Annotated in this window: 29 protein-coding genes and 2 pseudogenes; 12 read left to right on the forward strand and 19 right to left on the reverse strand. The window is 70.6% G+C overall.

The features are described from left to right. Positions 1-41: 41 nt before the first annotated feature. Genes ACFXPK_RS03030 through ACFXPK_RS03040 form a run of 3 tightly spaced genes read left to right on the forward strand, consistent with a single transcriptional unit; the run spans position 42 to position 3219 of the window. Entirely contained in the window at positions 42-1724 is a 1683-nt protein-coding gene (locus tag ACFXPK_RS03030; protein WP_385070963.1) for a PP2C family protein-serine/threonine phosphatase, read from the forward strand. Further along, positions 1721-2815 carry a B12-binding domain-containing protein gene (locus ACFXPK_RS03035; protein ID WP_385070966.1) on the forward strand — a complete coding sequence of 365 codons (1095 nt, stop codon included), beginning with the start codon at positions 1721-1723 and terminating at the stop codon, positions 2813-2815. Before ACFXPK_RS03030 ends, ACFXPK_RS03035 begins: the two co-directional genes overlap by 4 nt. After that, positions 2812-3219 carry an STAS domain-containing protein gene (locus tag ACFXPK_RS03040; protein ID WP_385070968.1) on the forward strand — a complete coding sequence of 136 codons (408 nt, stop codon included), beginning with the start codon at positions 2812-2814 and terminating at the stop codon, positions 3217-3219. The genes ACFXPK_RS03035 and ACFXPK_RS03040 overlap by 4 nt, the downstream gene beginning before the upstream one ends. 44 nt (positions 3220-3263) lie before the next feature. Here the strand turns inward: ACFXPK_RS03040 and ACFXPK_RS03045 are convergent, their stop codons facing one another. The 8 genes from ACFXPK_RS03045 to ACFXPK_RS03080 form a co-directional block, all read right to left on the reverse strand. Further along, complete coding sequence (locus tag ACFXPK_RS03045; protein WP_385070971.1) at positions 3264-4880, reverse strand: MFS transporter; 1617 nt, start codon at positions 4878-4880, stop codon at positions 3264-3266. Beyond that, positions 4877-6205 carry a hypothetical protein gene (locus ACFXPK_RS03050; RefSeq protein WP_385070974.1) on the reverse strand — a complete coding sequence of 443 codons (1329 nt, stop codon included), beginning with the start codon at positions 6203-6205 and terminating at the stop codon, positions 4877-4879. The genes ACFXPK_RS03045 and ACFXPK_RS03050 overlap by 4 nt, the downstream gene beginning before the upstream one ends. A 263-nt stretch (positions 6206-6468) precedes the next feature. Then, the gene (locus tag ACFXPK_RS03055) at positions 6469-6834 is read right to left on the reverse strand and encodes a cupin domain-containing protein (protein WP_385070977.1); all 366 of its coding nucleotides are present in this window, start codon (positions 6832-6834) and stop codon (positions 6469-6471) included. 134 nt (positions 6835-6968) lie between these two features. Continuing rightward, positions 6969-8522, reverse strand: coding sequence for a hypothetical protein (locus ACFXPK_RS03060; RefSeq protein ID WP_385070980.1), 1554 nt, complete (start codon positions 8520-8522; stop codon positions 6969-6971). A gap of 101 nt (positions 8523-8623) precedes the next feature. After that, positions 8624-9331: a TetR/AcrR family transcriptional regulator gene (locus ACFXPK_RS03065; RefSeq protein ID WP_385070983.1), complete on the reverse strand. Its 708-nt coding sequence runs from the start codon at positions 9329-9331 to the stop codon at positions 8624-8626. Positions 9332-9470: 139 nt separating this feature from the next. Continuing rightward, complete coding sequence (locus tag ACFXPK_RS03070) at positions 9471-10517, reverse strand: medium chain dehydrogenase/reductase family protein (RefSeq protein WP_385070986.1); 1047 nt, start codon at positions 10515-10517, stop codon at positions 9471-9473. Between the two features lie 342 nt (positions 10518-10859). Next, positions 10860-11381: a DUF6328 family protein gene (locus tag ACFXPK_RS03075; RefSeq protein ID WP_385070988.1), complete on the reverse strand. Its 522-nt coding sequence runs from the start codon at positions 11379-11381 to the stop codon at positions 10860-10862. Between the two features lie 159 nt (positions 11382-11540). After that, complete coding sequence (locus ACFXPK_RS03080; RefSeq protein ID WP_385070991.1) at positions 11541-12590, reverse strand: aldo/keto reductase; 1050 nt, start codon at positions 12588-12590, stop codon at positions 11541-11543. Positions 12591-12706: 116 nt separating this feature from the next. On the opposite strand from ACFXPK_RS03080, the gene ACFXPK_RS03085 reads away from it, so the two are divergent. From ACFXPK_RS03085 to ACFXPK_RS03100, 4 genes are all read left to right on the forward strand, one after another. Next, positions 12707-13174, forward strand: coding sequence for a MerR family transcriptional regulator (locus tag ACFXPK_RS03085; protein WP_385070994.1), 468 nt, complete (start codon positions 12707-12709; stop codon positions 13172-13174). A gap of 376 nt (positions 13175-13550) precedes the next feature. Next, positions 13551-14399, forward strand: coding sequence for an oxidoreductase (locus ACFXPK_RS03090; protein ID WP_385070997.1), 849 nt, complete (start codon positions 13551-13553; stop codon positions 14397-14399). After that, complete coding sequence (locus ACFXPK_RS03095) at positions 14396-15013, forward strand: TetR/AcrR family transcriptional regulator (protein WP_385071000.1); 618 nt, start codon at positions 14396-14398, stop codon at positions 15011-15013. The genes ACFXPK_RS03090 and ACFXPK_RS03095 overlap by 4 nt, the downstream gene beginning before the upstream one ends. 299 nt (positions 15014-15312) lie before the next feature. Then, positions 15313-16026, forward strand: coding sequence for an SMI1/KNR4 family protein (locus ACFXPK_RS03100; RefSeq protein ID WP_385071002.1), 714 nt, complete (start codon positions 15313-15315; stop codon positions 16024-16026). Between the two features lie 40 nt (positions 16027-16066). Here ACFXPK_RS03100 and ACFXPK_RS03105 read toward each other — a convergent pair. The 3 genes and pseudogenes from ACFXPK_RS03105 to ACFXPK_RS03115 form a co-directional block, all read right to left on the reverse strand. Beyond that, positions 16067-16530, reverse strand: a pseudogene (locus ACFXPK_RS03105) (transposase). A gap of 11 nt (positions 16531-16541) precedes the next feature. Continuing rightward, a complete protein-coding gene (locus ACFXPK_RS03110) occupies positions 16542-16886 on the reverse strand; it encodes a hypothetical protein (protein WP_385071005.1) in 345 nt (114 codons plus the stop codon). After that, entirely contained in the window at positions 16883-17344 is a 462-nt protein-coding gene (locus ACFXPK_RS03115; RefSeq protein WP_384996302.1) for a cupin domain-containing protein, read from the reverse strand. Before ACFXPK_RS03115 ends, ACFXPK_RS03110 begins: the two co-directional genes overlap by 4 nt. Before the next feature lie 144 nt (positions 17345-17488). Here ACFXPK_RS03115 and ACFXPK_RS03120 point away from each other — a divergent pair, with 144 nt between their 5' ends. Then, a complete protein-coding gene (locus ACFXPK_RS03120; protein ID WP_385071008.1) occupies positions 17489-18109 on the forward strand; it encodes a TetR/AcrR family transcriptional regulator in 621 nt (206 codons plus the stop codon). 245 nt (positions 18110-18354) lie between these two features. On the opposite strand, the gene ACFXPK_RS03125 is transcribed toward ACFXPK_RS03120, so the two are convergent. Then, positions 18355-18654, reverse strand: coding sequence for a hypothetical protein (locus tag ACFXPK_RS03125; protein ID WP_385071011.1), 300 nt, complete (start codon positions 18652-18654; stop codon positions 18355-18357). A 137-nt stretch (positions 18655-18791) separates the two neighbouring features. Between ACFXPK_RS03125 and ACFXPK_RS03130 the strand changes: the two genes are divergently transcribed. Further along, on the forward strand, positions 18792-18929 hold the full coding sequence (locus ACFXPK_RS03130; RefSeq protein ID WP_385071014.1) for a hypothetical protein: 138 nt from the start codon (positions 18792-18794) through the stop codon (positions 18927-18929). A 77-nt stretch (positions 18930-19006) separates the two neighbouring features. On the opposite strand, the gene ACFXPK_RS03135 is transcribed toward ACFXPK_RS03130, so the two are convergent. The 3 genes from ACFXPK_RS03135 to ACFXPK_RS03145 all read right to left on the reverse strand — a co-directional run bounded on the left by ACFXPK_RS03135 (position 19007) and on the right by ACFXPK_RS03145 (position 21291). Beyond that, positions 19007-19612, reverse strand: coding sequence for an HAAS signaling domain-containing protein (locus ACFXPK_RS03135; protein WP_385071017.1), 606 nt, complete (start codon positions 19610-19612; stop codon positions 19007-19009). After that, positions 19609-19977, reverse strand: a complete 369-nt coding sequence (locus ACFXPK_RS03140) for a PadR family transcriptional regulator (RefSeq protein ID WP_384996293.1) — start codon at positions 19975-19977, stop codon at positions 19609-19611. Before ACFXPK_RS03140 ends, ACFXPK_RS03135 begins: the two co-directional genes overlap by 4 nt. A 213-nt stretch (positions 19978-20190) precedes the next feature. After that, the gene (locus tag ACFXPK_RS03145) at positions 20191-21291 is read right to left on the reverse strand and encodes a DUF5937 family protein (protein WP_385071022.1); all 1101 of its coding nucleotides are present in this window, start codon (positions 21289-21291) and stop codon (positions 20191-20193) included. A 125-nt stretch (positions 21292-21416) separates the two neighbouring features. Between ACFXPK_RS03145 and ACFXPK_RS03150 the strand changes: the two genes are divergently transcribed. Together ACFXPK_RS03150 and ACFXPK_RS03155 are read left to right on the forward strand one after the other, a co-directional pair. Beyond that, the gene (locus ACFXPK_RS03150) at positions 21417-21887 is read left to right on the forward strand and encodes an aminoacyl-tRNA deacylase (protein ID WP_385071025.1); all 471 of its coding nucleotides are present in this window, start codon (positions 21417-21419) and stop codon (positions 21885-21887) included. Between the two features lie 97 nt (positions 21888-21984). Further along, positions 21985-22620, forward strand: coding sequence for a LysE family translocator (locus ACFXPK_RS03155; protein ID WP_384996320.1), 636 nt, complete (start codon positions 21985-21987; stop codon positions 22618-22620). Positions 22621-22642: 22 nt separating this feature from the next. Here the strand turns inward: ACFXPK_RS03155 and ACFXPK_RS03160 are convergent. From ACFXPK_RS03160 to ACFXPK_RS03175, 4 genes and pseudogenes are all read right to left on the reverse strand, one after another. Beyond that, positions 22643-22876: pseudogene (locus ACFXPK_RS03160) on the reverse strand (Tn3 family transposase); the annotation flags it as partial. A 138-nt stretch (positions 22877-23014) separates the two neighbouring features. Then, positions 23015-23143, reverse strand: a complete 129-nt coding sequence (locus ACFXPK_RS03165) for a hypothetical protein (protein WP_385071028.1) — start codon at positions 23141-23143, stop codon at positions 23015-23017. Between the two features lie 186 nt (positions 23144-23329). After that, the gene (locus tag ACFXPK_RS03170) at positions 23330-23797 is read right to left on the reverse strand and encodes an NUDIX hydrolase (RefSeq protein ID WP_385071031.1); all 468 of its coding nucleotides are present in this window, start codon (positions 23795-23797) and stop codon (positions 23330-23332) included. Between the two features lie 524 nt (positions 23798-24321). Next, positions 24322-24873, reverse strand: coding sequence for a hypothetical protein (locus tag ACFXPK_RS03175; protein WP_385071033.1), 552 nt, complete (start codon positions 24871-24873; stop codon positions 24322-24324). Positions 24874-25783: 910 nt separating this feature from the next. Between ACFXPK_RS03175 and ACFXPK_RS03180 the strand changes: the two genes are divergently transcribed. Then, positions 25784-26444, forward strand: a 661-nt coding sequence (locus ACFXPK_RS03180; RefSeq protein WP_385071035.1) for a TetR/AcrR family transcriptional regulator, incomplete at its 3' end; no start/stop codon positions are given.

Raw genomic sequence — 26444 nt, forward strand, 5'->3', positions numbered from 1 at the left:
GTGGGAAGGTGGTGCGGTTCGCCGTCGGCGGGCCCCCCTTCATGGCCTCTACCGAGGGAAACTCCGTTACGAAAACCGAGCAGCGTCCCGTGTCAGGCATCTGGGGTCTGGCCCCGTATCCCGTGATCGTGGCCGAACCGTCCGGGACCATCACCATGGTGAACCCCGCCGCGGCCGGTCTCCTGGGCGGTGTGCGGCCCGGGACGAACATGAACGACGCGGTGCCGGACTGGCTGGCACAGGCCCACCAGGAGGCCGGGGCGCGTGCGCGGTTGACGGCGGGGAGCTCTCAGGGCGTGCCCGGTCTCCCACCGGTTTTCGGGCGGATCGCGGCGCAGAGCTTCGAGGCGCACCCCACCCAGGGGCAGGACGGGAACGTGGTGTGGTGGCTGGTCGACGACACCGACCGGCGGCTCGCCGAGGAGGCGCTCGCCGCGGAGCGGGAGCGCACCACGTTCCTCGCGGAGGCGTCCAACGTCCTGCTCTCCTCGCTGAACACCGATCGGTGCATGAGCGCCACCGCGCAGCTCGCCGCCGAGTACCTGGCGGACATCGCGGTGGTCGTCGCCCCCGTCTCGGGGCAGAAACTGCCCGTCGCGCACGGTGTCGCGGGCCAGGACGTCACCCGTGCCGTGATCACCGAGGACCCCTCCCTTCTGCCGGGCCTGAGCGAGGCGTTGCAGGGATTCCCGCCGGTGCCCTCCCGTTGGATCGACCCCGCCCTGCTGCCCGGCTGGGTACTCCCCGAGGGCTTCGCCGGAACGATCGGCTCGGTCGTGGTCACCCCGCTGCCCGGTCACGGTGTTCCCGCCGGTGCCCTGATCCTGCTGCGCTCCACGGTGCAGAGCGGGTTCACGGAGAGCGAGGAGATCTTCGCCCGGTTGTTCGCCGCCCGCGCCGGAGCCGCCCTCTCCGCGGCGCGGCTCTACGCCGAGCAGAGCGACATCACCCAGACCCTCATGCGCGACCTTCTGCCTCCCCGGCTCCACCGCATGAACGGTGTCGAGTTCGCCGGTGGCTACCAGGCCGCGGGTGACAGGGACCGTGTGGGCGGAGACTTCTACGATGTCCACCCCGGCGCCACCGAGGCCGACGCCTCCCTCGTCATCCTGGGCGACGTCTGCGGCAAGGGCCTGGACGCGGCGGTCCTGACCGGCAAGATCCGCAACACCATGCAGGCGCTCATGCCCCTGGCCGCGGATCACGAGCGGATGCTGCGGCTCCTCAACGGAGCGCTCCTCAACTCCCACCACGCGCGCTTCGCGACCATGGTCATGGCCTCGGTCCAACGCGTCAGGCACCAGGTCCGGCTGCGTCTCACGTCCGCCGGTCACCCCGCGCCCCTGGTGGTACGGGCCGACGGCAGCGTCGAGGAGATCCACACCCGGGGCACGCTGGTCGGCGCCCTCCCGCACATCGAGGCGCACACGGTCGAGACGGTCCTGCTTCCCGGCGAGACCTGCCTGCTCTACACCGACGGGATCACGGAGGCCAGAGGCGGGCCTCTGGGCGACGAGATGTTCGGCGAGGAGCGTCTGAAGCGGGCACTGGCGGGGTGCGCGGACATGCCCGGCGAGGCGATCGTCGAGCACATCCAGATGCTCGCGTCCCAGTGGCTGCGCAGCGGCGGCCACGACGACATGGCCGTCGTGGCGATCACCGCACCCCCCTCCATCCACCTGAGTGCGGTGAACGGCCACACCCGGGGCAGGTACACCGCATGAGAACGATGACCGCGGGGCCCACCACCATCCGGACGATGCGGGACCGGCTGTGGGCGACCGTGACGAACCGCGACGAGCACAGCGCGGCGGGCATCGTGTTCTCCGCACTGGACGACGGCATGGACGCCGAGGCGGTCCTGCTCGACCTCATCGCGCCCGTACAGGCGAGAGTCGGCACCGAATGGGCGGCGAACCGGCTGACCGTCGCCCAGGAGCACGCGGCGAGCGCCATCGCCGAGCGCCTCATCGCCGCCCTCGCCCACCGCCCCGCCGTGCGCGCCAGGCCGCGTCTGGGCCGGATCACGGTGGCCTGCGTGGAACGGGAGTGGCACGTCCTGCCCGCCCGCCTCCTCGCCGAGGTCCTCACGCTGCGGGGCTGGCACGTCGACTTCCTCGGCGCCCAGGTGCCCACCCCGCATCTGATCGCCCATCTCCACAGCAGCACGGTGGACGCCGTGGCGCTCTCCTCGTCCATTCCGACCCGGCTGCCCGCCGCCCACGCGGCGATCAGCGCCTGCAAGGCCGTCGGGGTACCCGTCCTGGCCGGCGGAGCGGCCTTCGGAGCCGACGGCCGGTACGCGTATCTGCTGGGGGCCAGCGCCTGGGCTCCCGACGCGCGCGGCGCCGCCGGACAGCTCGCGGACGGTATCCCCGGTCCCAGCCTCACCGACGGCAGGCAGCAGTTCGACGATCTGCCGCATCTCGGCGACCAGGAGTACACCCTCGTCGCCCGCGCCCAGGGGCAGCTCGTCAAACAGGTGCTGGCGGAGCTGGAGAAAGGATTCCCCGCCATGGCCGCCTACTCCGACCGGCAGCGCGAACGCACTGCCGAGGACATCGCCCATGTCGTCGAGTTCCTGACCGTCGCCCTGTACGTCGACGACGACGACCTGTTCACCACCTTCCTGACCTGGACCGCGGGCATCCTCACCGCCCGCCGTGTCCCCGCCAGGTCGCTGGGTCCCGCGCTGGAGATCCTGGCCACCGAGCTCAAGGACTTCCCTCGCGCCACCCGCATACTCGGCCAGGCACAACTCGCCCTGGCCGGTGCTCTCACCACCCCCTGCCGACACCCTGGAGCCCCCGCATGACCGACCAGCCCAGCCCGTCCTTCTCCCTCACCGTTGAAGCAGGGCAGGGCATCGCGCACCTACGACTGGCCGGGGTTCTCGACTACGACACCAGCGACGAACTCACCCGGCAGGCCACCGCGTGCCTGGCCGAGCACCCGCGCCTGCGTGAACTGCATCTCGACTGCGCGCGACTGCGGCTGTGCGACTCCATGGGCATATCCACACTTCTGATGCTCCACCGGAGCACCGGCGCCCGGAACACATCGCTCCATCTGGACAACCCACCGCCCTTCCTGGAACGCGTCCTCGACATCACCGGGATCCGGCACCTCTTCTCCCAGGATTCCTCGCCCCGACAGGACGCCCAGGCCCCGGCCCAAACGGACGAGGCGTCACCGGTCTCGTCCGGGCCACCGGCCTGAACTCCCGCAGCACGTCACCGCCCCGTCCGTACCGAGCGGCGGCGCTACGCCTTGGCCGAACCGGGCTGGACCGTCGGGATCCGGTGGGTGAAGAACAGCGCGACGAGGGCCGTGAGCGCGAGGACGGCGAGTGCGGCGCGCAGACCGTCGAGTCTCGCCGCGGCGTTCGCGTCGAGCGCGGCGGCGGTCACCTCCGCGCTCGCGCCGGAGTCCTTGAGGGCGGTCTTGAGCTGGGCGTCGGACAGGAACGGCACGCCGCTCTGGAGCTGGGCGTTCGCCGCGGTCCTGACCTCGGCGGGGACGGCCGGGTTCTGGTCGACGCTGGTCAGGAACGACGTGGTCAGCGTGGCGATCAGGATCGACCCGGCGAGCGCCGTACCGACCGAGGCCCCGAGATTGGTGACGGAGTTCTGGACGCCGCCGACCTCGGCGCTCTGCTCGTCCGGCACCGCGGAGACGGTGACCGAGCCGAGCTGAGAGGCCAGCGCGCCCATGCCAAGACCGATCAGCAGCAGCGGGATCGTGACGATCTCCGCGCCCGCGCCCGCGTCGAGCGCGGACATCAGGGCCACGGCCCCCGCGAACATGGCGAGGACGCCCCACCGCACCACCCGCCGCGGTGAGACGTGCGGGAGCAGCCGCGGGATCAGGATCGCGGCGGCCAGCAGCGTCAGCGAGAGGGGCAGGATGCGCGCGCCGGTGTCGAGCGCGGAGAGGCCGAGCGCCACGGACAGGTAGAGCGGTACGACGAAGAACACACCCATCTGCACGAGGTACTGGAAGAAGAACATCGTCAGGCCGCCGGTGAGTTGCCGGTTCCCCAGCAGCGCCGGGTCCACCAGCGGCTCCCTGCCCCGGACGACGAGCCTGGCCTCCCAGCGGAGGAAGAGCCAGATCAGGAAGAGGCCCGCCAGCATCAGCCACACCACCGGCGAGACTCCCAGCCATGAGGGAGCACCGGGCTTCGGCCGGAACCAGCCCCACTGGTCCGAGCGCAGGACGCCGAACACGAAGATCCCCAGCCCCAGTGCGGAGAGCGCGGCACCGGCGAGATCGACGCGCGGCCGCCTGCCGGGCGCCGCGTCGGCGACCCGCCGGGCGAACACCAGGATCCCGAGCACGAGCACCACCTCACCGGCGAACACCCAGCGCCAGGAGAAGTACGTCGTCGCCACACCCCCGATGAGCGGCCCCACCGCGATCGCCACGGCCCCGGCCGCGGCGACGATTCCGTACGCCGCCGGACGGCGTTCCACGGTGAAGTTCCCCGCGACGAGCGCCACGATCGCGGGCAGGATCAGCGATGCCCCGACCCCCTCCAGGAACGCCCAGCCGACCAGCAGCACCGGCAGGTTCGGAGCGAGCGCGGTCGTCAGCGAACCGCATCCGTAGACGACACAGCCGATCATGAACGCCCGCTTGCGGCCGATCAGCGCGCCGACCTTCCCACCGGGGATCATGAGCATCGCCATGACCAGGGTGTACGCGGTGATCGCGCCCTGGATCCCGGTCACGGTGGTGCCCACGTCGTCGGCCACCGTCGCGATCGACACGTTCATGACGGAGCTGTCGAGCGCCATCAGGAACTGGCCCGCCGCGAGCGTCAGCAGGACGACCCGCGCCGACGCCGCACCGCCGTGCGTGCCCGCCCCGGGGGTCATGGCAGCCTCGTGGACCCGCCCGGCCCGTCGGCCGGTTCGGTGTCACCGGCGTCCAGGAACTCGACGACCGCGAGCGCGACCAGTGTGAGCACCGCCGTCCACACCACCACCATCGTGGTCGGGTAGGTCCAGGTGAACAGGACGACCGCCGCGACCACCAGGACGGCGGCCCCGATCCAGCGCTTGTAGCGGTGCACGAACCGCCCGACCGCCCCCAGGCGGAGTCCCGCGGACTCCGCCACCCCGCGCAGGGCGGAGATGCTCCTGCGGCAGCCCGTACGAGTGAGGACGGCGACCCGGGACGGGCCGGCGAGGAACGCGCCGACGGCGGTGAGGAGAGCGACCGCGGCGAGCGCCCGTACCCCGGCGCGCAGGAACTTGATCAGCGCGTCGTACACGGTTCCGGCAGCCGCCTGGGACGACCCGGGGGGCAGATGGGACAGGTACACGTCGCGTAGGACGGTGAGGGCGATACCGAGGACCAGCATGGCGACGAACACCGCGAGCGCGACCCCGATCAGCGCGTGCCGACGGTTGAACGCCACGTACACCCCGGCGGCGGCGACGAGCAGGGCGATGACGGGCAGCCAGCCGCCGAGGATCTGCAAAATGCGCAGATAGGTCTTGATCTTTCCGACATCCTTCGACGCGAACACGACGAAGTCCGTGTGGACGGTGGGGATCTTCGCGGCGGGCGCGAGACCGGCGCTCACCAGGCGGTCCTTGACCTGGGCGACGATGGGGCCCACGTCGATGGTGACCTGGTTGTTCTTCAGCGAGACCGCGCTGTTGGCCTGCCCCGTCAGCGCCTTGTCGAGAGCGGCGTGTGCCCTGCGGTTGCCGTCGACCCAGACCTTCTCGAAGGCGCTGCTGGTGACCACCCGCTGCACGGTGCCGCTGATCAGTTGCTTGAGGCCCTGGGAGATCGGCCGGTCCAGGCTCTTCAGCAGATTCGCCGCCCGCGGCGGGACGCCTTTCTGGGAGGCCGCGCTCGCCAGCTCCTTGACCAGGGCGTCCACATCGATCTGCGCCAGTACGGCGGCGGTGACCCGGTTGGTGACCGCCTTCTGCACATCGGGGTCGCGGGCCAGCGGCCCGACGGTGGCGACGTAGCGGTCGGTGTCCCGCACGATGCTGTTCGCCCACACCGCCACGACGGAGAGCAGCGACAGCAGCGCGGCGAAAAGGATCAACAGGACCGAGCCGAACGAACGGAACGGGTGATGCGCCGGACCGGCCTTCTCCAGGACGCCCAGCCGCTGTCGCAGTGCGTCCAACTCGCCGGAGTCCCGGTCCGGGAGGCCGGCGGAGCCATTCTCGCTCATGACCACAAGAAGATCCCCGCGACGGGGAACGCGCGACCTGGAAGAACCGTGCGTGTGAACGCGCCGGGGGTGATCCGCGAGGTACGGATCGCTCCGGCCGTACTCGCGACGACCGAGCGACACCAGGCCGGTGGCCGCCGACAGTGCCGACGGGCCGATCGCGGCTACCGGGCAGACCGTCCCGGGGCGGGAACGCCCGCAGGGGAAAGCCCGCAGGGGAAAGCCCTCTTCCCGATCTGCGGGAAAAGGGCTCGGCCTCCGCCTCAGCTCTGCGCCGGGCGGCCGTACTCCTGCGCCATCACGCCGGCGAAGTCGTACAGGATGACCTGTTCGTCGCCGACGACCCAGGCATCGTGACCGGGCGGGCAGACGAAGACGTCCCCGGGGCCGACCTCGCTCTCGGAACCGTCGTCCATCCGGATGCCCATCCTGCCCTGGACCACGAAGCCGTTGTGGTGGACCTCGCAGCTCTCCGTGCCGGCGAGGGGGCCCACCGACTCGGTCCAGCGCCATCCGGGCTCGAAGGTGGCCACGGCGAAGTCCAGCCCGGTCAGGTGGAGGGCTTCGAGGTGGCCCCGCGGAAAGTCCCGCCGTTCATCGGGCTTCTCGATCGTCTTGACTTCCATCATGAGGAATTCCTCCAGACACTTTCCCTCGTCCTTCCATGGTGCCGCCGCCCCGGGACCGGCGGCCACCGCTGGGGGCGGAAGCCTCGTACCGCCGTACGGCGGGGCTCCATCGGCAGGGACCGGCGTCATCGGCGTCATCCGCGCGGTACGCGGTCCGGCTGCTCCCCGCCGACGGCCCTCGGCACCGGCCGGGTGGACGCGGACGGTGACACATAGGCGCGCGCGTCACCCGAACCGGGCAGCTCCGGCAGGCGCAGGACCCGCCAGTTCCTCGCGTACGCGGGCGGCCCGGTCCCGCCCGCCACCACGACGGCCACCGGGCGGTCGCGGGCGAGGGCGGCGATCCCCGCCGGGGTGATCGCGGCGTCGTGGCCGGCGGTCTGACGCGACGCGCAGCCGGCCCGGTGGGCGATCCGGACGGCTTCGGCCCCGCTGACCACACAGGGAGGGCGTACACCGTGGCGGTGCAGTTCGGCCGCGACCCGGCCGAACGCCACCCGGTTTCCCCGGCTGCGCGCCGCCACGCCGTCCAGGACCGCGTACTGGACCCCCAGATGCGCGACCCCCACCAGCGAGAGCGCGGCGGCGGCCACCGGACGGGGCCGTGCGGCCCGGCAGATCCATGTCAGACACTGCGCCACCGGGAGCGCGAGCAGCGCGTAGGCGGGGAGCAGGAAACGCGGGGCGGCGTAGCCGATCAGCAGCAGATAGGGCACCGCCAGCGAGATGCCCGCCGACGCGGGCAACAGGACGACGGCCGGTCGCCGGAGGCGGACGGCCGCCAGGATCCCGCCGACGGTGAGCAGCGGGAGGAGGAACCACCACACCGCGGTGACCGGCTGCCGCCACGGCACACCGCAGGGACGGCACAGCAGCCGCCCGTCGAGCGCGCGGACCTGGTCGTCGACGGCGAGATACCAGCCCAGGTGTCCCTGGATCTCGCTCGCCCGGCGCAGGCGCGCGAAGAGACCGCCGAACCCGGTATACGCCTCGACGACCCACGGCGCGCAGCCCAGGGCCGCGCCCGCGGCGAGCACCAGCAGCAGCGCCGGGCGCCGCCACGCCCTGACGGAGAGCACGGCCGCGGCGAGCGGCAGCGCGAGCCAGAAGGCGTCGGAGGGCCGCATGAGCGCGACGAACGCCGTTCCGGCGCCGAGACCGACGAGAGCGGCGCGGTCGGACCGGTCCCGCGCGGCCCGCAGAAAGCAGCCGACCGCGAACAGGGACCCGAGGGCGACCCACAGATTGGGCATGGCCTGCGGACCGTAGAACACGGTGATCCACAACCCGGCGAACAGCGCGCCGGCGAGGGCGAGCACCCGCGCGGGAAACAGTCCTCGCCAGGCGCGGAGCGCGAGGAGGAGTCCGGCGCCCGACAGCAGCGCCAGATAGACGCGCAGCGCCTCGACCGACGAGGTGAGCGCGGCCACCGGGGCGACGAGCCAGGTGATGCCCCGGGCGCGCGGCGCGCTGAAGAACGCGGTCTCGGTGTCCCGGCCGACCTGGCTGACGTACACCGTCTCGTCCCAGCCGAGCCCCGATCCCCTTACCAGGAGGGCCAGTTGGACGACCGTATAGGCCACGGCGACAGCGGCGGGCCACCGGATGTCACCGCGCCGCTCCCAGCCTCCGCCGGGCCGGGGCTCCGCGGTTCCCGGGTCCGGAGCCACGGCCGGCCTCAGCGTCATACGGACCACGCTGCCCGCACACCGCCGGCCCGGCCATCGGAGCACGGCACCCGGATGAACGACGGCGACACGCGACGGCCGGGCGGTGGGCTGTGCGGTGGCTACCGGGCGGTCCGTTGTGTCGCGACGACCGTGTGGCCCGGCCTCGCCGTGTTCAGGCGCGCGAGCGGGAGGATGACACGCTCGTGGATGTTCCCGGGCCAGGGGTAGGCCGGGGAGACGACGCGCTGATGGGCGAGGCCGTGCAGCCCCACCCACAACAGGGTCGCGTCGCAGTACACGTCGTCTCCGGCGACGACCCCCGCGGCGACGCACTCCTCCAGGGCTTCGACGAGTATCAGCAGGGACGGCGCGCCGAGACCGACGAGGTCGCTCTCGGTCAGCGAGCTGTCCGCCGGGGTCGGTGTCCACACACCGCCGAACATGGTGCGGTAGCGCCGGGGATGGCGCTCGGCGAAGTCGAGGTAGGTCTCGCAGACGGCGAGCAGCCGCCCCCGCGGATCGTCGCCCACCCGCTCCGCCGCCGCGCCCAGCGCGCTCTCCAGTGCGGCGAACTCCTGTCGTACGACGGCCAGCATGATGGCCGACGGGTCGGGGAAGTGCGGGTAGATCGACGGGGTGGCGATACCGACCCGGCGGGCCACCGATCGCAGGGTGATCGCGTGCTGGTCTCCGGTCTCGTCGAGCAGTTCCGCCGCCGCGTCGATGATCTCGTCACGCAGCTTTCCGCCCTCACCGCGACGGTTGCGTGTGCGGACACGGATCTGCTTCGCGAGGATCGTCTCCGCCGCTGGTCCGGTTTCCTTCACTGTGCTCACCTTCCGTCGTGAAGGGCCGGGATCCCGTGGGCTCGGGTCCCATGGGCTCGGATCCCATGGGCTCGGATCCCATGGGCCGGGGGCGGCGGCCCAGGTGCTCCCGGCCGCGCTGTCGGCGGCGCGCCGGGCGTCACACCTCGGGGACGATGACGACCTTGCCCGCGACGGTGCGGGACTCGGCGAGTTCCATGGCCGCGACGGTCCCGGTCAGGGGGAACCGGGCGGCGATCTGCGGGACGACGGAGCCGTCGGCGACCAGGCTCAGGACCTGGGTGAGGTCTTCGGTCATGCGCTGCTGCCAGGTCTTCCGGCAGCGGCGCCGGCCGGCCCAGAGGTTGTAGAAGTGGGCGCTCCTGCCGTTGGGCAGGGCGTTCCAGGCGTTGAGGCGGGCGATGAGCTTGAGGACGGGGAGCTGTGAGTTGCCCTCTTCGTCCTTGCTGGCGGCGGTGCCGTAGGAGACCAGGGTGCCGCCGCGCCGCAGGAGCTGCCAGGATTCCTCGACGCCGGGGCCGCCGACGTGGTCGAAGACCGCGTCCACGCCGTCGGGGGCCAGCTCCCGGATGCGGGCGTACATGTGCGGGTCCCGGTAGTCGACGGGGGTGGCACCCAGTTCGCGTACGGCGGCGTGGTGGCGGGGTGAGGCGCTGCCGATCACGGTGATGCCGGCGCGGCGCGCCAGTTGGACGAGGGTGGAGCCGACGCCGCCGTTGGCGCCCAGCACCACGATGGTCTGCCCGGTGCGGACCTCGGCCACGCGGTACAGCATCTGCCAGGCGGTGACTCCGTTGACGGTCACCGTCGCGGCGTCGGCCGGGTCGATCTCGTCGGGTACGGGCATCAGGTCGGCGGCGTCGACCACCAGGTGGCTGGCCCAGGCGCCGGTCTTGGTGATCGCGGCGAACCGGCGTCCGACGAGGGCGGCGTCGATCCGCTCGCCCGTCGCGACGACCGTGCCGACCAGGTCGTAGCCGGGCACGAAGGGGAACGGCGGCTGGTCGTAGTACTTGCCCCGGCGCATCTGCTGCTCGGCGAAGCAGACCCCGGTCGCCTCCATCCGCAGGACGACCTGGTCCTTGTCCGGGGCCGGCAGGTCGCGGGTCCGTGTCTCCAGGCCCTTGGGCTCGACCTTGCCCGGCAGGACGATCTCGGTCGCGGTGATGGTGGCGGTACTGCTCATGACGGACTCCTGTGGGGTTCCTGCTGTGTGCTTACGACCGTAAGGCTACGGGTGTTACGTCGAGCACCGCAAGAGGCTACGGCGATAAACTTACGCACGTAAGTTGAGGTGCGGTGCAGGGCGGAGACACCAGGTCGCGCCCTCTCAGGGGCCCCGGCAATCGCAGGCCCACCCCGGGAACACGATGCTCCCGGGGTGGGCCGACTCGCGTCGGCAGGTATTGCGTAGTCGACCGGCTCGCCATCGCCTACGCAGTTCGTCGGACCCCGCCGGCGACAGCAGCGCCGCGAGGTGGTCGCCGAGGCCGCCTCCGGACAGATCGACGGACCCGGTGTCGACCGCTCACTCGGAGGCTTCCGCGGCCATGGCCCGGCGCCGCGCCATGGCGGGGAGGACGAACCAGGCGAGGCCGAACCAGACGACCATGCCCGCCACGATCGGGATCGCGACCGCGTCACCACCGGCCACCCGCAGGACGAGGAGCAGAGCCGCCGCCATGGTGCAGACGAGCAGGATGAGGCCCGTCACCATGAAGCGGGACGCCAGCACGACCGTCTCCGGCTTCAGTCGGCGGCCGGTCAGCAGCCGGTGCAGGGAGACAGGGCCCACCAGCGCGCCCGTCGTGGCCGCCCCGAGGGTCACCGTCACGATGTACAACGTACGGTCGCTCTGGGTCAGTTGCCCGAAGCGCTGCTGGAACGCGACCGTCAGCAGGAACCCGAAGAGGATCTGCACACCGGTCTGAACGACCCTCAGTTCCTGGAGCAGTTCGCCCCACCGCCGGTCGGCGCGCTGCTCCGGGGTCTCGTCCCTGCCCGGCGCGGCGCTGCCGCCGAAGGAGCTGCCGCCGGTCCCATCTGTCATCCCGAACCCATCCGTTCCTCGGCGAAAGCGGGGTGCCCGTGTCAGGACCCACGGGTATGGCCTCGACATCGGTGTACACGACTTCGGGACCGCCGCCTTCCAGGCTGCGCCGCTCCGAGCCTCAGGACTTTCCTCACGTCGCCGCCGCGACCGTGTCGCTCAGGCCGCGGAGCGTTCGGCGAGGGGGCGGCGCCGCAGGGCCGTTGCGGTCAGCGACCGTGGAGGGAACGCGGTTGCGGGGTTGTACAGGTTCGTCCCGGGCGGCACGATCTCGTCGATCCGGTCGAGGGTCGCGTCGTCCAGGGTGAGCGCCGCGCCTTCCAGCAGATCCTCCAGCTGCCGCATCGTCCGCGGTCCGATGATCGCCGAGGTGACCGCCGGATGGGCCACGGTGAAGGCCACGGCGAGCTGCGGGAGGGTGCAGCCGATGGCCGTCGCGAGTTCCACGAGCTGTTCGACAGCGTCGAGCTTGGCGGCGTTCTCCGCGATCGTGGGATCGAAGAACGCCGGCCGGAGAGCGGCACGGCCCGTTGCCAGGTCGACGGGCTGGCCCTTGCGGTGCTTTCCGGTGAGGAACCCGAAGGCGAGAGGACTCCAGACCAGAACCCCCATGCCGTAGCGCTCGCACACGGGCAGCAGCGAGGCTTCGATCCCCCGGGCCAGGATCGAGTAGGGCGGCTGATCGGTACGGAAGCGTCCGAGGTTGCGCCGCTCGGAGACGTGGTGCGCCTCGACGATCTCGTCCGCCTGGTAGTTCGAGCAGCCGAAGGCGCGGATCTTCCCCTGGCGCACGAGGTCGGTGAGGACCGAGAGCGTCTCCTCGATGTCGGTGCGGTGGTCGGGGAGGTGGACCTGGTAGAGGTCGATCCAGTCCGTGTTCAGGCGCCTGAGACTGTCCTCGACCGCGGTGAGGATCCAACGCCGTGAGTTGCCGCCGCGGTTGCGGCCCTCACCCATGGGGAAGTGCACCTTGGTGGCGAGTACGACCTCGTCACGGCGCCCGCGCAGCGCCTTACCCACGATCTCCTCGGACTCGCCCTGACCGTACATGTCCGCGGTGTCGACGAAGTTGATCCCCCGGTCGAGCGCCGCGTGGATGATACGGGCGCAGTCGTCGTGATCGGAGTTGCAGCCGTCCTGGAACATCATGGTCCCGAGGCAGTGGACGCTGACCTCGATACCGGTTCTGCCGAGAGTGCGATAACGCATGGTGATGCTCCTCAACTCGGGTCCAGCTCAGCACGCGGAGCGGCGGAAGCGCCGTTCGCACGACGGACCCTAGGATCTGGACCCGGCTCTAGATCAACCCCGTTACCCTGACCGGTATGGCTGAGATCCCCGCACGTCTGAGCATCGGAGAGGTCGCGGCACGCACCGGCCTGAGCGTTCACGCGTTGCGCTTCTACGAGCGCGAGGGTCTCTTTGTCAACCCCGTACGACGCGGGCCCGGCGGGCGCCGCGTCTACAGCCAGGACGACGTCGACTGGCTGACCGTCTGCATCATCCTCCGCGCCTCCGGCATGCCCCTGCCCGCGCTCAGCCGCTACGCCGGACTGGTGGGCAAGGGGGCGGGGAACGAGGACGAACGGCTCGCGCTCATGCGTGAACACGAGGCACGCGTCACCACGCAGATGGCCAGGCTCACCGAGTCCCTGGACCTGATCCGGTTCAAGGTGGGGGTGTACGAGGACCTGGTCGACCAGGGCGACGACGCCGCCGGATGTCACGCCCCGTCCCCTTCGCCCGCCGCAGCGGACGCGCTCCCGCCACACCGCGAAGCAGCGGTCGAGTAGCGGCACCGCACCGCGGCCCACCCGTCGGGCGGCGTCGGACCCAGCACATCCACCGTGCCCGGTTCCGCGCCCGTGACCTGCATGCTTGGCAGTGTCGTAGGGCGGGGACAGGGCGGCGGGACGGATCCGGCGTGCGCCGACGCCCACGTCCCACGGTCAGCCACCGGCCGTGCTCGACGCTCCGTATCAGCTGTCCCGCGTCCTCGGCGAAGGCCGGGGAGAAGCAGGAGAGCGGTGCGCGGCACGCGGTGGCGCGGGGGTTCCATTCCGTGAGCGCCATCAGAATCAACACAGCAACGATAAAAATCGACACGGTGTAGACTTTTTTCGGGAGGGCGACCCGGCTCTCTCATGAGACCTCTCTGGAGGAAGAACCGTGGAGAAGCGGAACTGGCTCATCACGGGCGTCAGCACCGGTCTGGGGCGGGCTTTCGCCGAAGCCGCCCTGGGCGCCGGGCACACCGTCGTCGGCACCGTCCGTTCCGGGAAGGACCTGCGGTCCTTCGAAGAACTCAGCCCCGGGCGCGCTCACGGTCGCATCCTGGACGTGACGGACGATGCAGCCGTAGCCGGCGTGGTCGCCGAGGTCGAGAGCAGTGTCGGCCCGCTGGACGTGGTCATCGCCAACGCCGGCTACGGCCTGGAGGGGACCTTCGAGGAAACCCCGCCGGCCGAGGTCCGGCGGCAGTTCGAGGTCAACGTGTTCGGGGCGGTGGCCACCCTGCGGGCGGCGCTGCCCCACATGCGCCCGCGCCGCCGAGGACACCTGATGGCCGTCACCTCCATGGGCGGCCTGATGGCCGTGCCCGGCATGTCCGCCTACTGCGGCAGCAAGTTCGCCCTGGAAGGCATCCTGGAGGCGCTGGGCAAGGAGGTCGCGCAGTTCGGCATCCACGTGACGGCGATCGAGCCGGGCTCCTTCCGCACCGACTGGGCCGGACGGTCCATGACGCGCACCGCGCAGACCATCGACGACTACGACGAGCTGTTCACCCCCATCCGTGAGGCGCGGCAGAAGGCCAGCGGGAACCAGTTGGGCAATCCGGCCAAGGCCGGGGAAGCGGTCGTGCACATCACGTCGGTCGAGCGGCCGCCGGCCCACCTCGTCCTGGGCTCGGACGCGCTGCGGCTGGTGACCACCGCGCGCGCGGCCGTGGACGAGGACATCCGTACATGGGAAACGCTCTCGCGTACGACCGACTTCGCCGAGGGTGCTCAGCTTTGACACCCGCCCACCAGCCCGCGCGGAGCCGCCGCACCACCGAACGCAAGGGCGACGTCCGGGAGCGGGCCATCCTCGACACCTGCGAAGCCCTGCTGGTGCGGAAGGGCTACGACGCGATGACCGTCGCAGACATCGCCCAGGGCGCGGGCATCACCCGCGGTGCTCTGTACTTCTACTTCGGCTCCAAGCAGGAAGTGGTCACGGCACTCGTGGCCCGGACCGTCGCGCACCTGTGGGAACGGTCCGAAGCCACCGCGCGGACCGACGAGCCACGCCGGGCCGTCGCAGCAGCCATGCAGCGCACGGTCGAGCTGTGGAACGAGCACGGCCCGGTCATGCGCACGGCGATCGACCTGTCGTTGACCGTGCCGGAGATCGGCGAGCTGTGGAAGCGCACGGCAGACCTGTTCATCGCGGCCATCACCGCTGTCCTGGAGCGCGCCGGCGTCCAGGCAGGCCCCGCACCGGACCAGGCCCCGGCGATGGCGCGCGTCCTGTGCTGGATGATCGAGCGGACCTTCTACCACGCCTCGCAGGAGTCCCCCCAGAAGCTCCAGGAGGCGTCGGCGACCTGCGAACACATCTGGCTGACCAGCGCCGGCCTGACCTCGTGAGGCATCTGCCACGGACGCGGCGAGGCGCGCTGCGGCCGGGCGTCCTCCAGCGCGGCCGCGACCCCGGTGGCGGTCATGCCGGTGGCGCGCTCGGCCGGCTGAGCGCCGTATGCAGAAACTCGCTCCGCGCCAGTCACTGTCAGTGGTTCCACATACGGTTCTCCCATGAGTCGTGAGCGGTCATTGCCTTGCCAAGAGGACACCTTTACCGGCCGGGAGACCGGGCAACGCCCCCTGAGCGCCGACGAGACGGATGGGCATGTTCCACGTATGTTCGCCTCCTGCCGGGGTGGACACGCGTGAGTGAAACACCGACGTATGAGACAGGAGACGTACGAGAGGCGTGGGGCCGGGTAACCGCGTGGCTGGGACGCAACGACCCTGAGACTCTCGCCGCGCTCGGCGGGCCGGGAAGTCCAGCGGCCATCAGGGAAGCCGAGATACGCATGGGTCGGGACCTGCCGGCGGAGATGCGGCAGTGGCTGCTGGCAAACGACATCGATGCCGACGGACAACCCGATGCCCAGGCGAGTTTGGTGGGGCTGGGGTGCGAGACGGGCATCCCCGGCGGCCATCTTCTTCTCGGACTCACAGACATTCAGCGGGTCTACCTCAGCCGGACGGGTCTGGAGGAGATGGAGCCGTCCGCAGACCCCGACCATCCGTTCTGGCGTCGCGAGTGGGTGCCCATAGCCGCAGAGCGGGACGGCCTCTACGGAACGTTCCTGGACACGCTCACCGGAACCCTCGGAACCTGGGACGAGGCGAATGGTCCCGAAGAAGGCGCCTACACCTCGTTGTACGCCTTCTTCCAAGAGACAGCGGACCGCCTGGAAGGGGTGTCCTCGGGCGACTGGAGAGGCCCCGGCAAGCCCGCTGTACCCCGTAGACGCGACGCCCGTCCGGAAGATGAGCCGCTACGTCTCTGGGCACGCGCCAACGGCCATCCGGTAAACGACCATGGGCGCATCCCTTCGTACATTCGCGAGGCTTACGACGTATCACAGCGGTGAGCACCGGTTCCGGCCGCGCCGGTCGAAGACCGTCATCTGTTCACAGCCATTCGTCGATCGTGGCAACGAGGACGGTGACCTCGAAGCGGACCGCACGTTTGTCGAAGCGTCAGGCCACCGCCCGGTTCCGCTTCAGGCGGTTGATTCCGTACTCGACCCCGTGCCGGGCCTTGTAGTCCTCGCGGTCGAAAGCTGGAGTCGCCCACCGCCCTTCAGCCCGGTCGGCAGGGCGAACCAGGTGACGTCACGCTGCCAGCGTCGAAAGAGACCGTAGACCGTCTGCCACGGACCGTACTCCGCCGGCAGATCCCGCCGCGGAACACCGGTCCGCACCCGCCACCGGATCCCGTCGATCAGCCTCAGCCGGCTCAGCGGCGACCGTCCCAACTTCACCACCGGCAACAACGGCTTCAGCACCGACCACTGCTCGTCAGAGAGATCCCCTCGCCCCGTGCCTCGATCATGACGAAGCGAGACCGGTGGACCGAGCCACTTTCCACACACGGCCCCCGTACTCACGCGGTGGTGACCGCCGTTGCGACGTGTATGGCCGCCAGGAGCGAGGAGCCCGCGATCATCGTCGCCTTTCGGGTGGCGATTCCGATGACGGCGTCGCCCACCTGGGCCGCGGCCGCCGCGCACAGGATGAGTGCGCCGGCGGGGCCCGGCCACGCGAGAGGCGCGACGAGGGCCGCCACCCCGAGAGGTACTCCTCTGCTCGCGTACATCCAGCCGTAGAAGCGTTCGCCGCCGGTCGGTGTGCCGCTCTCGCTCAGGGCGGCCGGGCGTACGCCTCCCACCAGCGCGAAGACGATGCCGGCGATGGCGCCGACGGTGTTGGCCGCCAGGAGAACGTTCACGAGGCGTACTCGGTCGACGGTTCGGTGCCGTAGCGGGTCCAGACCTCCGCAACGGCGTCGCGCGACAACGGCTGCCCGGACTCGACCATGGCCTTGAGGTCGCGGAAGTACTGCACGTACAGGTCCGGAGTGAAGGTGTTGAGCATGACCGCCGGTTCGTCGCTCACGTTGGCGAAGGTGTGCGGTGCGCCCGGCGGGACCATGACCCACGTACCGGCTCCGGCGTCGTGGTCATCCTGTCCGACGGTGAATCGCACGCTGCCCGAAAGTATGTAGAACCCCTCGTCGTGCTGTGCGTGGCGGTGCTGCGGAGGACCAGCGGTGTGCGGGGGGATGGTGATTTCACCCATTCCCAGGCGGTGGTTGGTGTTGCTGCCGTCTTCGAGGATCCGGATCGTCGACGGGCCGTTGACGATGAGTTCGCCTTCGCCGGGACCGGTGATCGACACCTTGGCCATGAAGTCTCCCTGACTGGTGGGGCTGCCAACGCCAGGACTCTATGGCCGACGCCGACACGCATGCAAGTGGACTCTCAAAAAAATAGCCGACTCCAAATCAAGGGTTCCACCCGATATGCTTGCGGTCGGCACGAAAGGATGATCATGGTCGAGCGGAGTCGCCCGAACGGGCTCAGCAACACGATGGAACGCACCAGGTCGGCGATCATCGCGGCCGCCCGCGACCTCGCCGACACCGGAGCGGAGATCACGATGCCGGCAGTCGCGGCGCACGCACGGGTCTCCGAAGCGACCGCCTACCGCTACTTCCCCGACCTCCTCACCCTCCTGCGCGCCGCCGTGATGACGGAGGATCTGGTCGCGGTCCTGCGATCGGCGACCCACGGCGACGACCCGGTCGAACGGATCGGCCAGGCCGCCGAGATCCTCGGCCGGGCGGTACTGCGCAGGCAGGGCGCCGTCCGGGCGGTCGTCGCCTCGACCATCGCGAAACCCTCGACGGCCAAGGACCGTCCCACCCGCCGCTTCGGGCTCATCGAGCACGCCCTCGCGCCGTGGGCCGACAGGTGCGGCTCCACGCAGCGTGCGGACGTGGACCAACTGGTCCGCGGCCTCGCCCTCGTGATCAGCGCCGAGTCGCTGTTCGCCCTGATCGACCTCTGCGGCCTGACACCCGACGAGGCGATCGCCGACCTCGTGACCACCGCACGACAGATGACCGCAGCGGGTGTCGCGGCCATCCCCACGACACCCGCCACCGACTGAACCACCGAACCGGTCTTCGCCGACCTGGGGCCGCGTCCTGACGGTCCACCACCCTCAAAGGCCGTACGAGGAGAGTTCCGCGCGGTACGACGCGGATCGCCGTGCGCACGACGCCGAGCCGGCGGCGGTGCTCGCCAGCCGGAGCCGGGACGGGGTCGAGTCGATCTCAGCCTCCGTCCCGATGAGCGCCGGGGCGGGCGATGCGCGCCACGCCGAGATCAACCCGCCGCCGTCGCCGTCACCACTCAGGCCCAGGCGCCGTGATCAAGCTGTTCCTGCGTGAATCCGGGAGAGTCGGAGCCGGAGGGGGCGTTGGGGTCGTTGGGTTCCCCCACGCTGCCGATCATGATGCCGTCGTACTGGCCGGTGCGGCAGATCGTGTCCCCGCCGAACTTGGGGTAGTAGACATAGCCTCCGCCGGTGGCACACTTGTCCATCGATACCTCGCTGGGGCCGTCGGCGGCGAAAGCCGCGCCCGGCCCGCCGAGAGTCGCGGCGAGGGCTCCCGCTGCCGCAGCGAGGGCGAACGCCCGGTGCATCTTCATGTAGTCCCTTTCACCGCATCCGGTATTGCTCGCCCTCGACCTGTCCAGGCAACCGTCCACGCACACCCCGTCTCACTCCGCTGGCCCACGCCGAAACGATCCGGCTCACCCCATGACGGTTCAGGGTGGGTCAGGCCGTGGTCAGCAGTGCAACCCCCCTGCCCAACCGCCGCAGTCCCGGCCGCCCCGGACGCGCGCTCCGTACGGGCCCGGCGCAGCGCCTGGACGTGGACGGCGTCGGCCGGTCGGCGCCGGTCGGCGCGCGTCCTGGATGACGGTGGGCCGGGCGCAGCCCAGGTTCGCGCCCGTCCCGTCGTACGACGGTGGCGGTGCAGCACGAGCCTGACAAAGGTCATGCGGCCTGGCGAACTTGCTGCCGGACCCGTGCGGCTGAACGGTGCAGCCGGACCGCCGCAGCCACCGGGAGGAGCGCTGCCGCCAGCAAGGCGGCCATCAACGCGATGGCGGTCAGACCGCCGCCTGCCACGGAGAAGACGGCGGCGAGCACGGGGACCGCGATGACCGGCGAGAGCATGAGCAGCGTCGCCTGCCGCTTCTCCTGGCGTGCCCACTGCGGGGACCTCCACAGCCGTACCAGTGCGGCGATCACGGCGGCCGGCGCGAAGAACGGTCCGATCACCGGGATGAGTGCGGCCGGCAGCGCGACGACGATCAGACAGAGGGTGATCGCGGTGTGCCTGCCGCTCTCCGGTACGGGGCCGCTGCCTGCCTCCTCGGCCAGGGCTGCCGCGACGATCTCCCCGGGTGTCCCCAATTGGTCCAGGACCCGGCGCACCTCGCCCTCGTCGAAGGTGCCGGAGTCCGCCAGCGCCACTTCGATGTGCTCGCGCAGATCTGCCAGCAGTTCCTGGCGGCGGACGTCGGGAAGCGCCGCGGCCCGGTCCCCGACCGAGGACAGATAGGACTGCACGAGGGGGTGGGCGAGCGTGTCGTTCACGTTGTCTCTCCAGGGGTGAGGAAGTGGTCGACGGCGGTGCGGAAGGAGGGCCAGTTCGCGGTGAACTCCTCCAGCGCGCTGCGGCCGGCGTCGGTCAGCGTGTAGTACCTGCGCGGCGGTCCGTTCTCGGATTCCTGCAGGTGGGTGTCGGTGAGCCCGGTTCGCCGGAGGCGCGACAACAGGGGGTAGATCGTGCCCTGGCTGGTTGCCATGACTTCGACCCTGGCAAGCTCCGCCAGCAGCTCCACCCCGTAGCGGGGGCCGTCCCGCAGCAGTGCCAGGACGCAGTACTCCAGCACCCCCTTACGGAGCTGACTCGCCACCCGGCCGTCCGCCCCGGGGATACTTGCATAACCATCTACCATGCAAAGCAAGCTACCACGGCTCGCGCGCTTTCGGCGTCGAGGACCAACGGATAAGCCGCTAGCGGGGGTACGCCGGTACGCGTGCGCAGGCGACCGTCGACTCGGTACGGGAGAGGGAGACGGCCTCGTGTGACCTGGACGGATGCGCTGGGATCGGTTGCCGACGCAGGGCCTGTTTCTGGCGATGCCCGCGGGGGCTTGCAACGCGTTCGCTCAGTCCTCGGGCCTGGGGGCGAGGGTGATGAGGGCGGTGGCGATCTGGTCGAGGCGGGCAGGGGCGAGGGCGTAGAGAACGTAGTAGCCCTCGCGCCGGGTGGTGGTGAGTCCTGCCTGGGTGAGCTGATGGAGGTGGCGGGAGGTGACGGAGGGGGACAGGCCGAGGAGAGAGGCGAGTTCCTGCGTGGTGCGGCTCTGGGTGGCGAGGTGGGTGACGATCCGCAGGCGTGGGGCGGCGGCCAGGGCCCGGAGCGCGGTGAGGGTGTCTTCCTGACTGGCGGGGCGGGCGGTCGAGGCGGGCGCGAGGGGCAGAGCGGGGTAGGTGATCCGCAGGGGCCAGGGGGCGTCGCAGGTGACGCGGACGTGGGGCCAGACGTAGTGGCTGGCGGTGAGCGTCACGGGGTGGTCGCGTGTGACGGAGATGTCATGGTCGTGCGGACGGTCGAGGCGCAGGGTCCGGCGGCCCGGGTCCACGCGGATCTGGGGAGCGAGGGTGCGGAGCATCGGGAACAGGCCGTGGTGGGCGATCCGGGCGCCTGAGCGGGTGATCGACTCGTACAGGGAAGGCTCGATGCGCTCCCACTCCTGGGCGAAGGCGGCGTCCCAGTAGTCCTCCAGCACGGTGAGCGCGTCGTCGAGGACGGGGAGGGGGTCGGTGAGGATGTCCTCCAGGCGTGCCGCCCGGCTCGGGTCGTTTTTGCGGTACTCGGTGAGTACCGCGTCGCGGGTGGCGCGGTCGTCGACGAGGTCGTCGCCGGTGTGGCGGGTGGTGTCGACGAGCGTTCGGGCGAGTTCGGCGGCCAGCAGAGCGGGCGGCAGGGCCCGTACGGCCGCGAGCTGGTCCGCGAAGCCGGCGTCGTGATCACCGGTGCGGCTTTCGAAGAGGGCGGGGATGTAGTCGGCCACGACGAAGTCGTGCCCGCGCATACGCCGACGCAGGGCTGCGGGCAGGCGGCGGCACCGCCTGACCCAGGGGACGTGCAGGGCGTGGTGGCCGGGGTCGGTGAGGACGTGCCAGGAGTGGACGGCTTCGAGCAGGGGGGAGACGGAGAAGGCGATGTCCTCCTCGGCCGTCTCGGCGAAGCGCAGGGTGATCACGATTGCAGGATTTCACAATCAGTTGATCGGAACCGGTCGTCCCGGTCAGGCTCAGGAGCGGATCGCGCGCCCTCCGGCCGCAGGTCGACTCCCCTCCGTTTCGAGCAAAGGCCGCAGGTGACTCCATGAGTACGCCCGAAGCGCCCTGGCAGGCCGTACTGGACTCCGCCGGCTGCCCGTACACCGTCCACCGGCATGCCGCCGCGCACAGTGTCGCCGAGCGCCAAGCCCTGCCCTTCCCCTGGTCGCAGGCGGTGAAAACACTCGCCTTCGCCACGTCGTACTTCCCGCTGCTGCTCGTGGTGGTGCGGGCGGAGGACCGGGTGGACTTCGCCCGTCTGGCGGCCCTTTCGGGCACCAGTCGTTCCCGGCTGCGCGCGGCGGACGCCGACCTGCTCGCCGCGGAGGGCCTGGTGCCCGGTGGCGTGCCTCCGGTCAGCCACCGGCCCGGGGTGCTGTGTCTGATCGATACCGCGGTCGCCGACCCAGACCGGCCCGTCTACTGCGGTGCCGGATCGGCCGACCGCACCCTCCAGATCAACTCCGCCGACCTGGCCCGTCTCCCCCGCGCCCAGGTGGGCGCCCTCTCCCGGTAGCCGTCCCACCTGCGCGCCGGGCCCACCCCTCGGCACCGCTCACACCACCGCACCGCCCTTCGCCGGTAGCCCGGCACAGATCAGAAAGTCCCAGCTCATCGTGGAGACGGAAAGCCTTCTCGCGTTCGCCGCGATGTCCCTCGTCGTGATCGTGATCCCCGGCCCGAGCGTCCTGTTCGTCGTCGGCCGCGCCCTCGCGCACGGCCGCCGCACCGCGCTCGCCACCGTTCTGGGCAACCTCCTGGGCTGCTACGCCCTCGTCCTCGCCGTCGCACTCGGCGTCGGCGCCCTGGTCCAGAGCTCGACCACCGTGTTCACCGCCGTGAAGCTGGGCGGCGCCGCGTACCTCGTCCACCTCGGCGTCCAGGCGTACCGCCACCGTGGCCGGCTGCGCGCCGATCTGACGACCGGGGAGGGCGAACGGCGCGGTGATCTGCGCACCGTCCTGGACGGCCTGCTGGTGGGCGCCACGAACCCCAAGGGCCTGGTCTTCTTCGCCGCCGTCCTGCCACAGTTCGTGAACCACGACGCGGGGAACATCCCGTTGCAGATGATGGTCCTCGGCCTGATCCCGGCCGGGATCGGCCTGGTCTGCGACACCGCCTGGGGCCTGGGTGCCTCGGCGGCCCGAACCTGGTTCGCCGGCTCCGACCGGCGCCTGTCGATGATCGGCGGCGCGGGCGGCATCGCACTGATCGGCCTCGGACTCGCCGTCGCCACCACCCGCCACTGACCCCGCCACAACGTCCACCCCGCGCGTCCGGATCGCGCAGCGGGCGCGGGGCGCCGGCTGCCGGGGTCGAGGCGGTGAAGCCGCAGCGGCCGAGCAGATTGAGGTCGCGGCGCGTGAGCGGGGACAGGCGGGCGACATCCTCGTCCTGGATCTCGTGGCCCTCGGCGTGGAGCCGGCCGACGTCGGCGTCGAGGTACTTCGTGGTCCACAGCACGATGACTCTGAGGACCGGGCCGAGCGCGCCGAGCTGGTCCTGTCCGAACTGCCCCAGCTCGGCGGCGGGTTCGCCTGCGAGCCGTCGTTCGCCACGGAAGGCAGTCGTGGAGGAGTGGAGGAGTCGGGTGGCCGGGATCTGTCGGGTGTGTCGTGCACGTCGTGCGCGCGCTTTGCGGTGTCACTGGGAGAACGCGTAGGTCCGGACGGGGTCGAGGTGCAGCTCGAAGGGCCCGAAACAGTCGGCCGCGAGGGTCGCGACCGGAGCGCCGCAGGGGCAGGCCCGGTTGAGCCCCTCTGGTGTAAGCATTTGTCTTAGCTCCAGCGCACGGAGTTCTTTTGGCTCCACTGGCCTGTCGGAGGGGGCGTGTGGTGGTGTGATGCACGCCCCTGTAGCAAGGTGATTTGGCCCCACTTCGATGGGGTGGTTCCGCCGGCCTGGTGGGGGCGTTGACGTCGCCATGGGCAAGCAGGCCAGGTAGATGCTGGAGATGCCTCAGTGCTGAATCAGGCCGCCGACCGGGACATGGGCGACATGACCGGTTACAGGAAGGGTCTGAGCCAGGGCGAGGCCGATGTCGACCAGCGATGAACGGCGCAGGCCGGCCACGTCGGAGAACGGAGTCCAGCACGACTCGGCGATCTCGCCGTTCGGCTCAGGCCGGAGCTGGCCTCCAGTGATACGGACCTGGTAGAAGATGCCGACATTCTGGTGCTCGACTCCCGCACGCGCGCAGGCCGCAGGAATCACCCGTGAGTCGACTCCCAGGAGGCGATCCACCACCGCAGCGCAGCCGGTCTCCTCGGCGACCTCCCGGACCACCGCGTCGAACGGATCCTCCCCCTGCTCGACCCTGCCGCCCGGAAGGGTCCAGGCGCTCCCGCCCTCCGGTGGTACATGACGGGCGAGCAGCACCCGCTCGTCTTCGATGCACACGGCGTACGCCGCCAACCGAAAACTCATCTCCGCACCTCCTGCCGGACCTGTCCAACGTCCAAGATCCTCGCATCGCTATGCGAAGTGGAGCCAGATCAACTTCTTACGCCTGGAGCCACTTCCGTTCCGTGCGTTGGAGCCGAATGAAGTGCTTACAAACACGGCGGACCACAGGTCCGCGCGGCTGAGCAGGCTTCGGGTCCTCCTGAACGTCCTGCACAACGTAGGGAGGCCCCCAGGGCTCGGGGTCGATCGCGTAGTGGCCCTGCGGAACGGGTGGAAGGTGCCCTGCGTGTCTCCTTGTCCCGGTCGCGCTCGTCGTCCGAGACGTCACGGATGGCGGCAAGCTCGGCAAGCTCCGGCGTGATCGCGGTGCCGCACTTGGAACAGAGGAAGACGGTCATCCCCTCGTTGTAGTGCTCAGGACTGCCGATTCGCATCCTCGTTCCGCTGCTCGGAGTCGATGCGTGCGACGAAGCCACAGGGATCGGGCATGCCCAGGTGTACGGTGATGCACCCGCACCGAGTGACGCTGAGTCGCGCGCCGTGTATTACGCCGATGTCGCCGGCCCGGCCGTGTCGCGACCGACGTCGAGAGTCCAGACGCCGTCGCACCGCACGGCCAGCCATGCCGGTTTCGGCGGCAGAGACAGAGCAGCACCGCCGAGAATCGGCCGAGGGGCGTGGAACAGCCGTTGCACCGCGTGGAACCGGCGGTCCAGTCGATCCACGACGATCTCTCCCCTACGACCGCCGTGGGTCAGGCGGGCGGTGGCCCTGCCGCCCGTGTAGCGGATGACGTCCCAGCCGTCACCACTGATCGAGGTGCTGAACTCCCGGCAGGCACTGACGGGTTCCAGCCAGGTCTCCCAGTACGGGATGCGGTCCACGTCGAAGTCGGTGGTGTCGTAGGGAGCCTGGGGCCGTATCCCCTCATGGGGATACCTGCCGCCTGAGACCCGGTACGCCGGGCCCCCGTCAGGACGGTCCGTCGGCGGGTGCGGCAGCCGTGCGGAGAAGTCACCGCGCGCTGTGAGCACCAGGTCGCGGGCGTCGGGGAAGCCCGTGCTTCCCCGGCGCAGCTTCCGGAGGGTGGTCGACATGGGCTTCCCGTACGAAACAGCGCGTAGAACGAGCACCGCGGGAACCTCCGGGGTCCAGTAGTGCCTGAACTCCTGTGGCCCTGGACTGTCGAGGCGTACGGCAGGGCGCTGCGCGTGCCGCTCATCCCGATCACCCTGCTTCGGGCGCTTTTTCTGCGGAGGCCTGTTGCCGCCCCGCTTCGGCCGGCCCTCCTGAAGCCGGACGGCGTCGGCCGCGCACACCGGCACCAACCGGGACGCACCTCCGGGCGGCGCCCAAGGAAGTCTGACCGTGGAACGGCCGTGCCCCGGGTCGAAGAAGCAGGGCGCGGACCGCGGCGCCTCGCGGCCTGAGTGGCGGTCGACCCGCGCGATGGCCTCCCGCCCCGTGTCCAGTACTCGCCGCACCGACGAACGGGCCTCCGCCTCCGTCCGTGCTGCGCCGAGGACGCGTTTCGCCTCTTCGTACGCGTCGAGCGCCACGGCCCAAGTACCCAGCAGCGCCTCATCATCCGCAGGACCCGGGACATGAGGGTGCCCGGCCAGCACCTCACCGAAGTCGGTTATCTCCGCGTCCAGCTCGGCTCTTGTCGCCGACGACATGCGTGACATGGCCGAAGAGTACGTCGGCCGACGAGCCGGCCGGTCAGCAGCGACCTGACGGGACATCGCAGAAATCGGCATTGACTCAGCCTGAGCATGATCAGAAGCGACCAGAGATGACGGGCCCAGCACATGCGCCGTCTTCGACTTTGCCCTCGGGACCTGCATGTTCGCAGGTCCCGAACACGAAACCTGAAGAGATGCCGCAGGGCTTGGGCGATCCCCCGCGTCGCCCAAGACCGGCGCAGCCCCGTGCGACGGGCCCAGAGGGCCTCGACGGGACGTCCTGATTATACTGGCTCGGAGCCAGTCAACGCAGGAGTCGAGCATGTCCCCGCGGAGCGCGTCGGTCAATGAAGAGTTGCGCCGCCGTTCCCGGGAGCGGCTGCTCCAGGCGACGGTGGAGCTGGTCGCCGAGCGGGGTTACGAGGCCACGAAGCTCGCGGACATCGCGGAGCGGGCCGGTTCGGCGCGCGGACTCATCTCGTATTACTTTCCGGGGAAGCGGCAGCTTCTCCAGTCCGCCGTGCACCGGTTGATGCACCGTACGCTCGCCGCCGCGCTGGAGCGCGAGCCGCGCGCGCGGGACGGCCGGGAGCTGATGGCGCGGGCGATCGACGCGATCCTCGGGCTCACGGTGGACCGGCCCGTCCTGATGCGAACCCATATGGCCGGAATCCTTCAGGCGGAGGGGTTCGTGCAGTGCCCGGAACAGCAGCGGCTGGCCGGGCTGTTGCGCGAGACCGTACGGCGGTACGGGTCCGCGGATCCGGACGGCGACTATCCGATGCTGCGTGCCCTGCTGATGGGCGCGGTCTTCGCGGCGCTGATGCCGGGGGCGCCGATGCCGCTGCCCCGGCTGCGGGCCGAGCTGTTCGACCGCTACCACCTCGACTGGGAGTTGGGTGTTGGGGGGGGGGGGGGGGGCCCCCCCGGGGACCACCAGAGCGGGTGGGGGGGGGTGGGGGGGACCCGGGGAGGGGTTGGGG

The organism is Streptomyces sp. NPDC059142 (assembly GCF_042755665.1).
GTDB lineage: Bacteria > Actinomycetota > Actinomycetes > Streptomycetales > Streptomycetaceae > Streptomyces.

Bases quoted from the DNA above. Each gene is read 5' to 3' on its own strand.
- ACFXPK_RS03055 (WP_385070977.1), bottom strand. From the start codon at position 6,834: ATGATGGAAGTCAAGACGATCGAGAAGCCCGATGAACGGCGGGACTTT.
- ACFXPK_RS03170 (WP_385071031.1), bottom strand. From the start codon at position 23,797: ATGAGTTTTCGGTTGGCGGCGTACGCCGTGTGCATCGAAGACGAGCGG.
- ACFXPK_RS03040 (WP_385070968.1), top strand. From the start codon at position 2,812: ATGACCGACCAGCCCAGCCCGTCCTTCTCCCTCACCGTTGAAGCAGGG.
- ACFXPK_RS03150 (WP_385071025.1), top strand. From the start codon at position 21,417: ATGAGTACGCCCGAAGCGCCCTGGCAGGCCGTACTGGACTCCGCCGGC.
- ACFXPK_RS03140 (WP_384996293.1), bottom strand. From the start codon at position 19,977: ATGGTAGATGGTTATGCAAGTATCCCCGGGGCGGACGGCCGGGTGGCG.
- ACFXPK_RS03115 (WP_384996302.1), bottom strand. From the start codon at position 17,344: ATGGCCAAGGTGTCGATCACCGGTCCCGGCGAAGGCGAACTCATCGTC.
- ACFXPK_RS03045 (WP_385070971.1), bottom strand. From the start codon at position 4,880: ATGACCCCCGGGGCGGGCACGCACGGCGGTGCGGCGTCGGCGCGGGTC.
- ACFXPK_RS03050 (WP_385070974.1), bottom strand. From the start codon at position 6,205: ATGAGCGAGAATGGCTCCGCCGGCCTCCCGGACCGGGACTCCGGCGAG.
- ACFXPK_RS03165 (WP_385071028.1), bottom strand. From the start codon at position 23,143: ATGCTTACACCAGAGGGGCTCAACCGGGCCTGCCCCTGCGGCGCTCCG.
- ACFXPK_RS03035 (WP_385070966.1), top strand. From the start codon at position 1,721: ATGAGAACGATGACCGCGGGGCCCACCACCATCCGGACGATGCGGGAC.
- ACFXPK_RS03175 (WP_385071033.1), bottom strand. From the start codon at position 24,873: ATGTCGACCACCCTCCGGAAGCTGCGCCGGGGAAGCACGGGCTTCCCC.
- ACFXPK_RS03080 (WP_385070991.1), bottom strand. From the start codon at position 12,590: ATGCGTTATCGCACTCTCGGCAGAACCGGTATCGAGGTCAGCGTCCAC.
- ACFXPK_RS03125 (WP_385071011.1), bottom strand. From the start codon at position 18,654: ATGAAGATGCACCGGGCGTTCGCCCTCGCTGCGGCAGCGGGAGCCCTC.
- ACFXPK_RS03075 (WP_385070988.1), bottom strand. From the start codon at position 11,381: ATGACAGATGGGACCGGCGGCAGCTCCTTCGGCGGCAGCGCCGCGCCG.
- ACFXPK_RS03120 (WP_385071008.1), top strand. From the start codon at position 17,489: ATGGTCGAGCGGAGTCGCCCGAACGGGCTCAGCAACACGATGGAACGC.
- ACFXPK_RS03030 (WP_385070963.1), top strand. From the start codon at position 42: ATGGCCTCTACCGAGGGAAACTCCGTTACGAAAACCGAGCAGCGTCCC.
- ACFXPK_RS03060 (WP_385070980.1), bottom strand. From the start codon at position 8,522: ATGACGCTGAGGCCGGCCGTGGCTCCGGACCCGGGAACCGCGGAGCCC.
- ACFXPK_RS03070 (WP_385070986.1), bottom strand. From the start codon at position 10,517: ATGAGCAGTACCGCCACCATCACCGCGACCGAGATCGTCCTGCCGGGC.
- ACFXPK_RS03085 (WP_385070994.1), top strand. From the start codon at position 12,707: ATGGCTGAGATCCCCGCACGTCTGAGCATCGGAGAGGTCGCGGCACGC.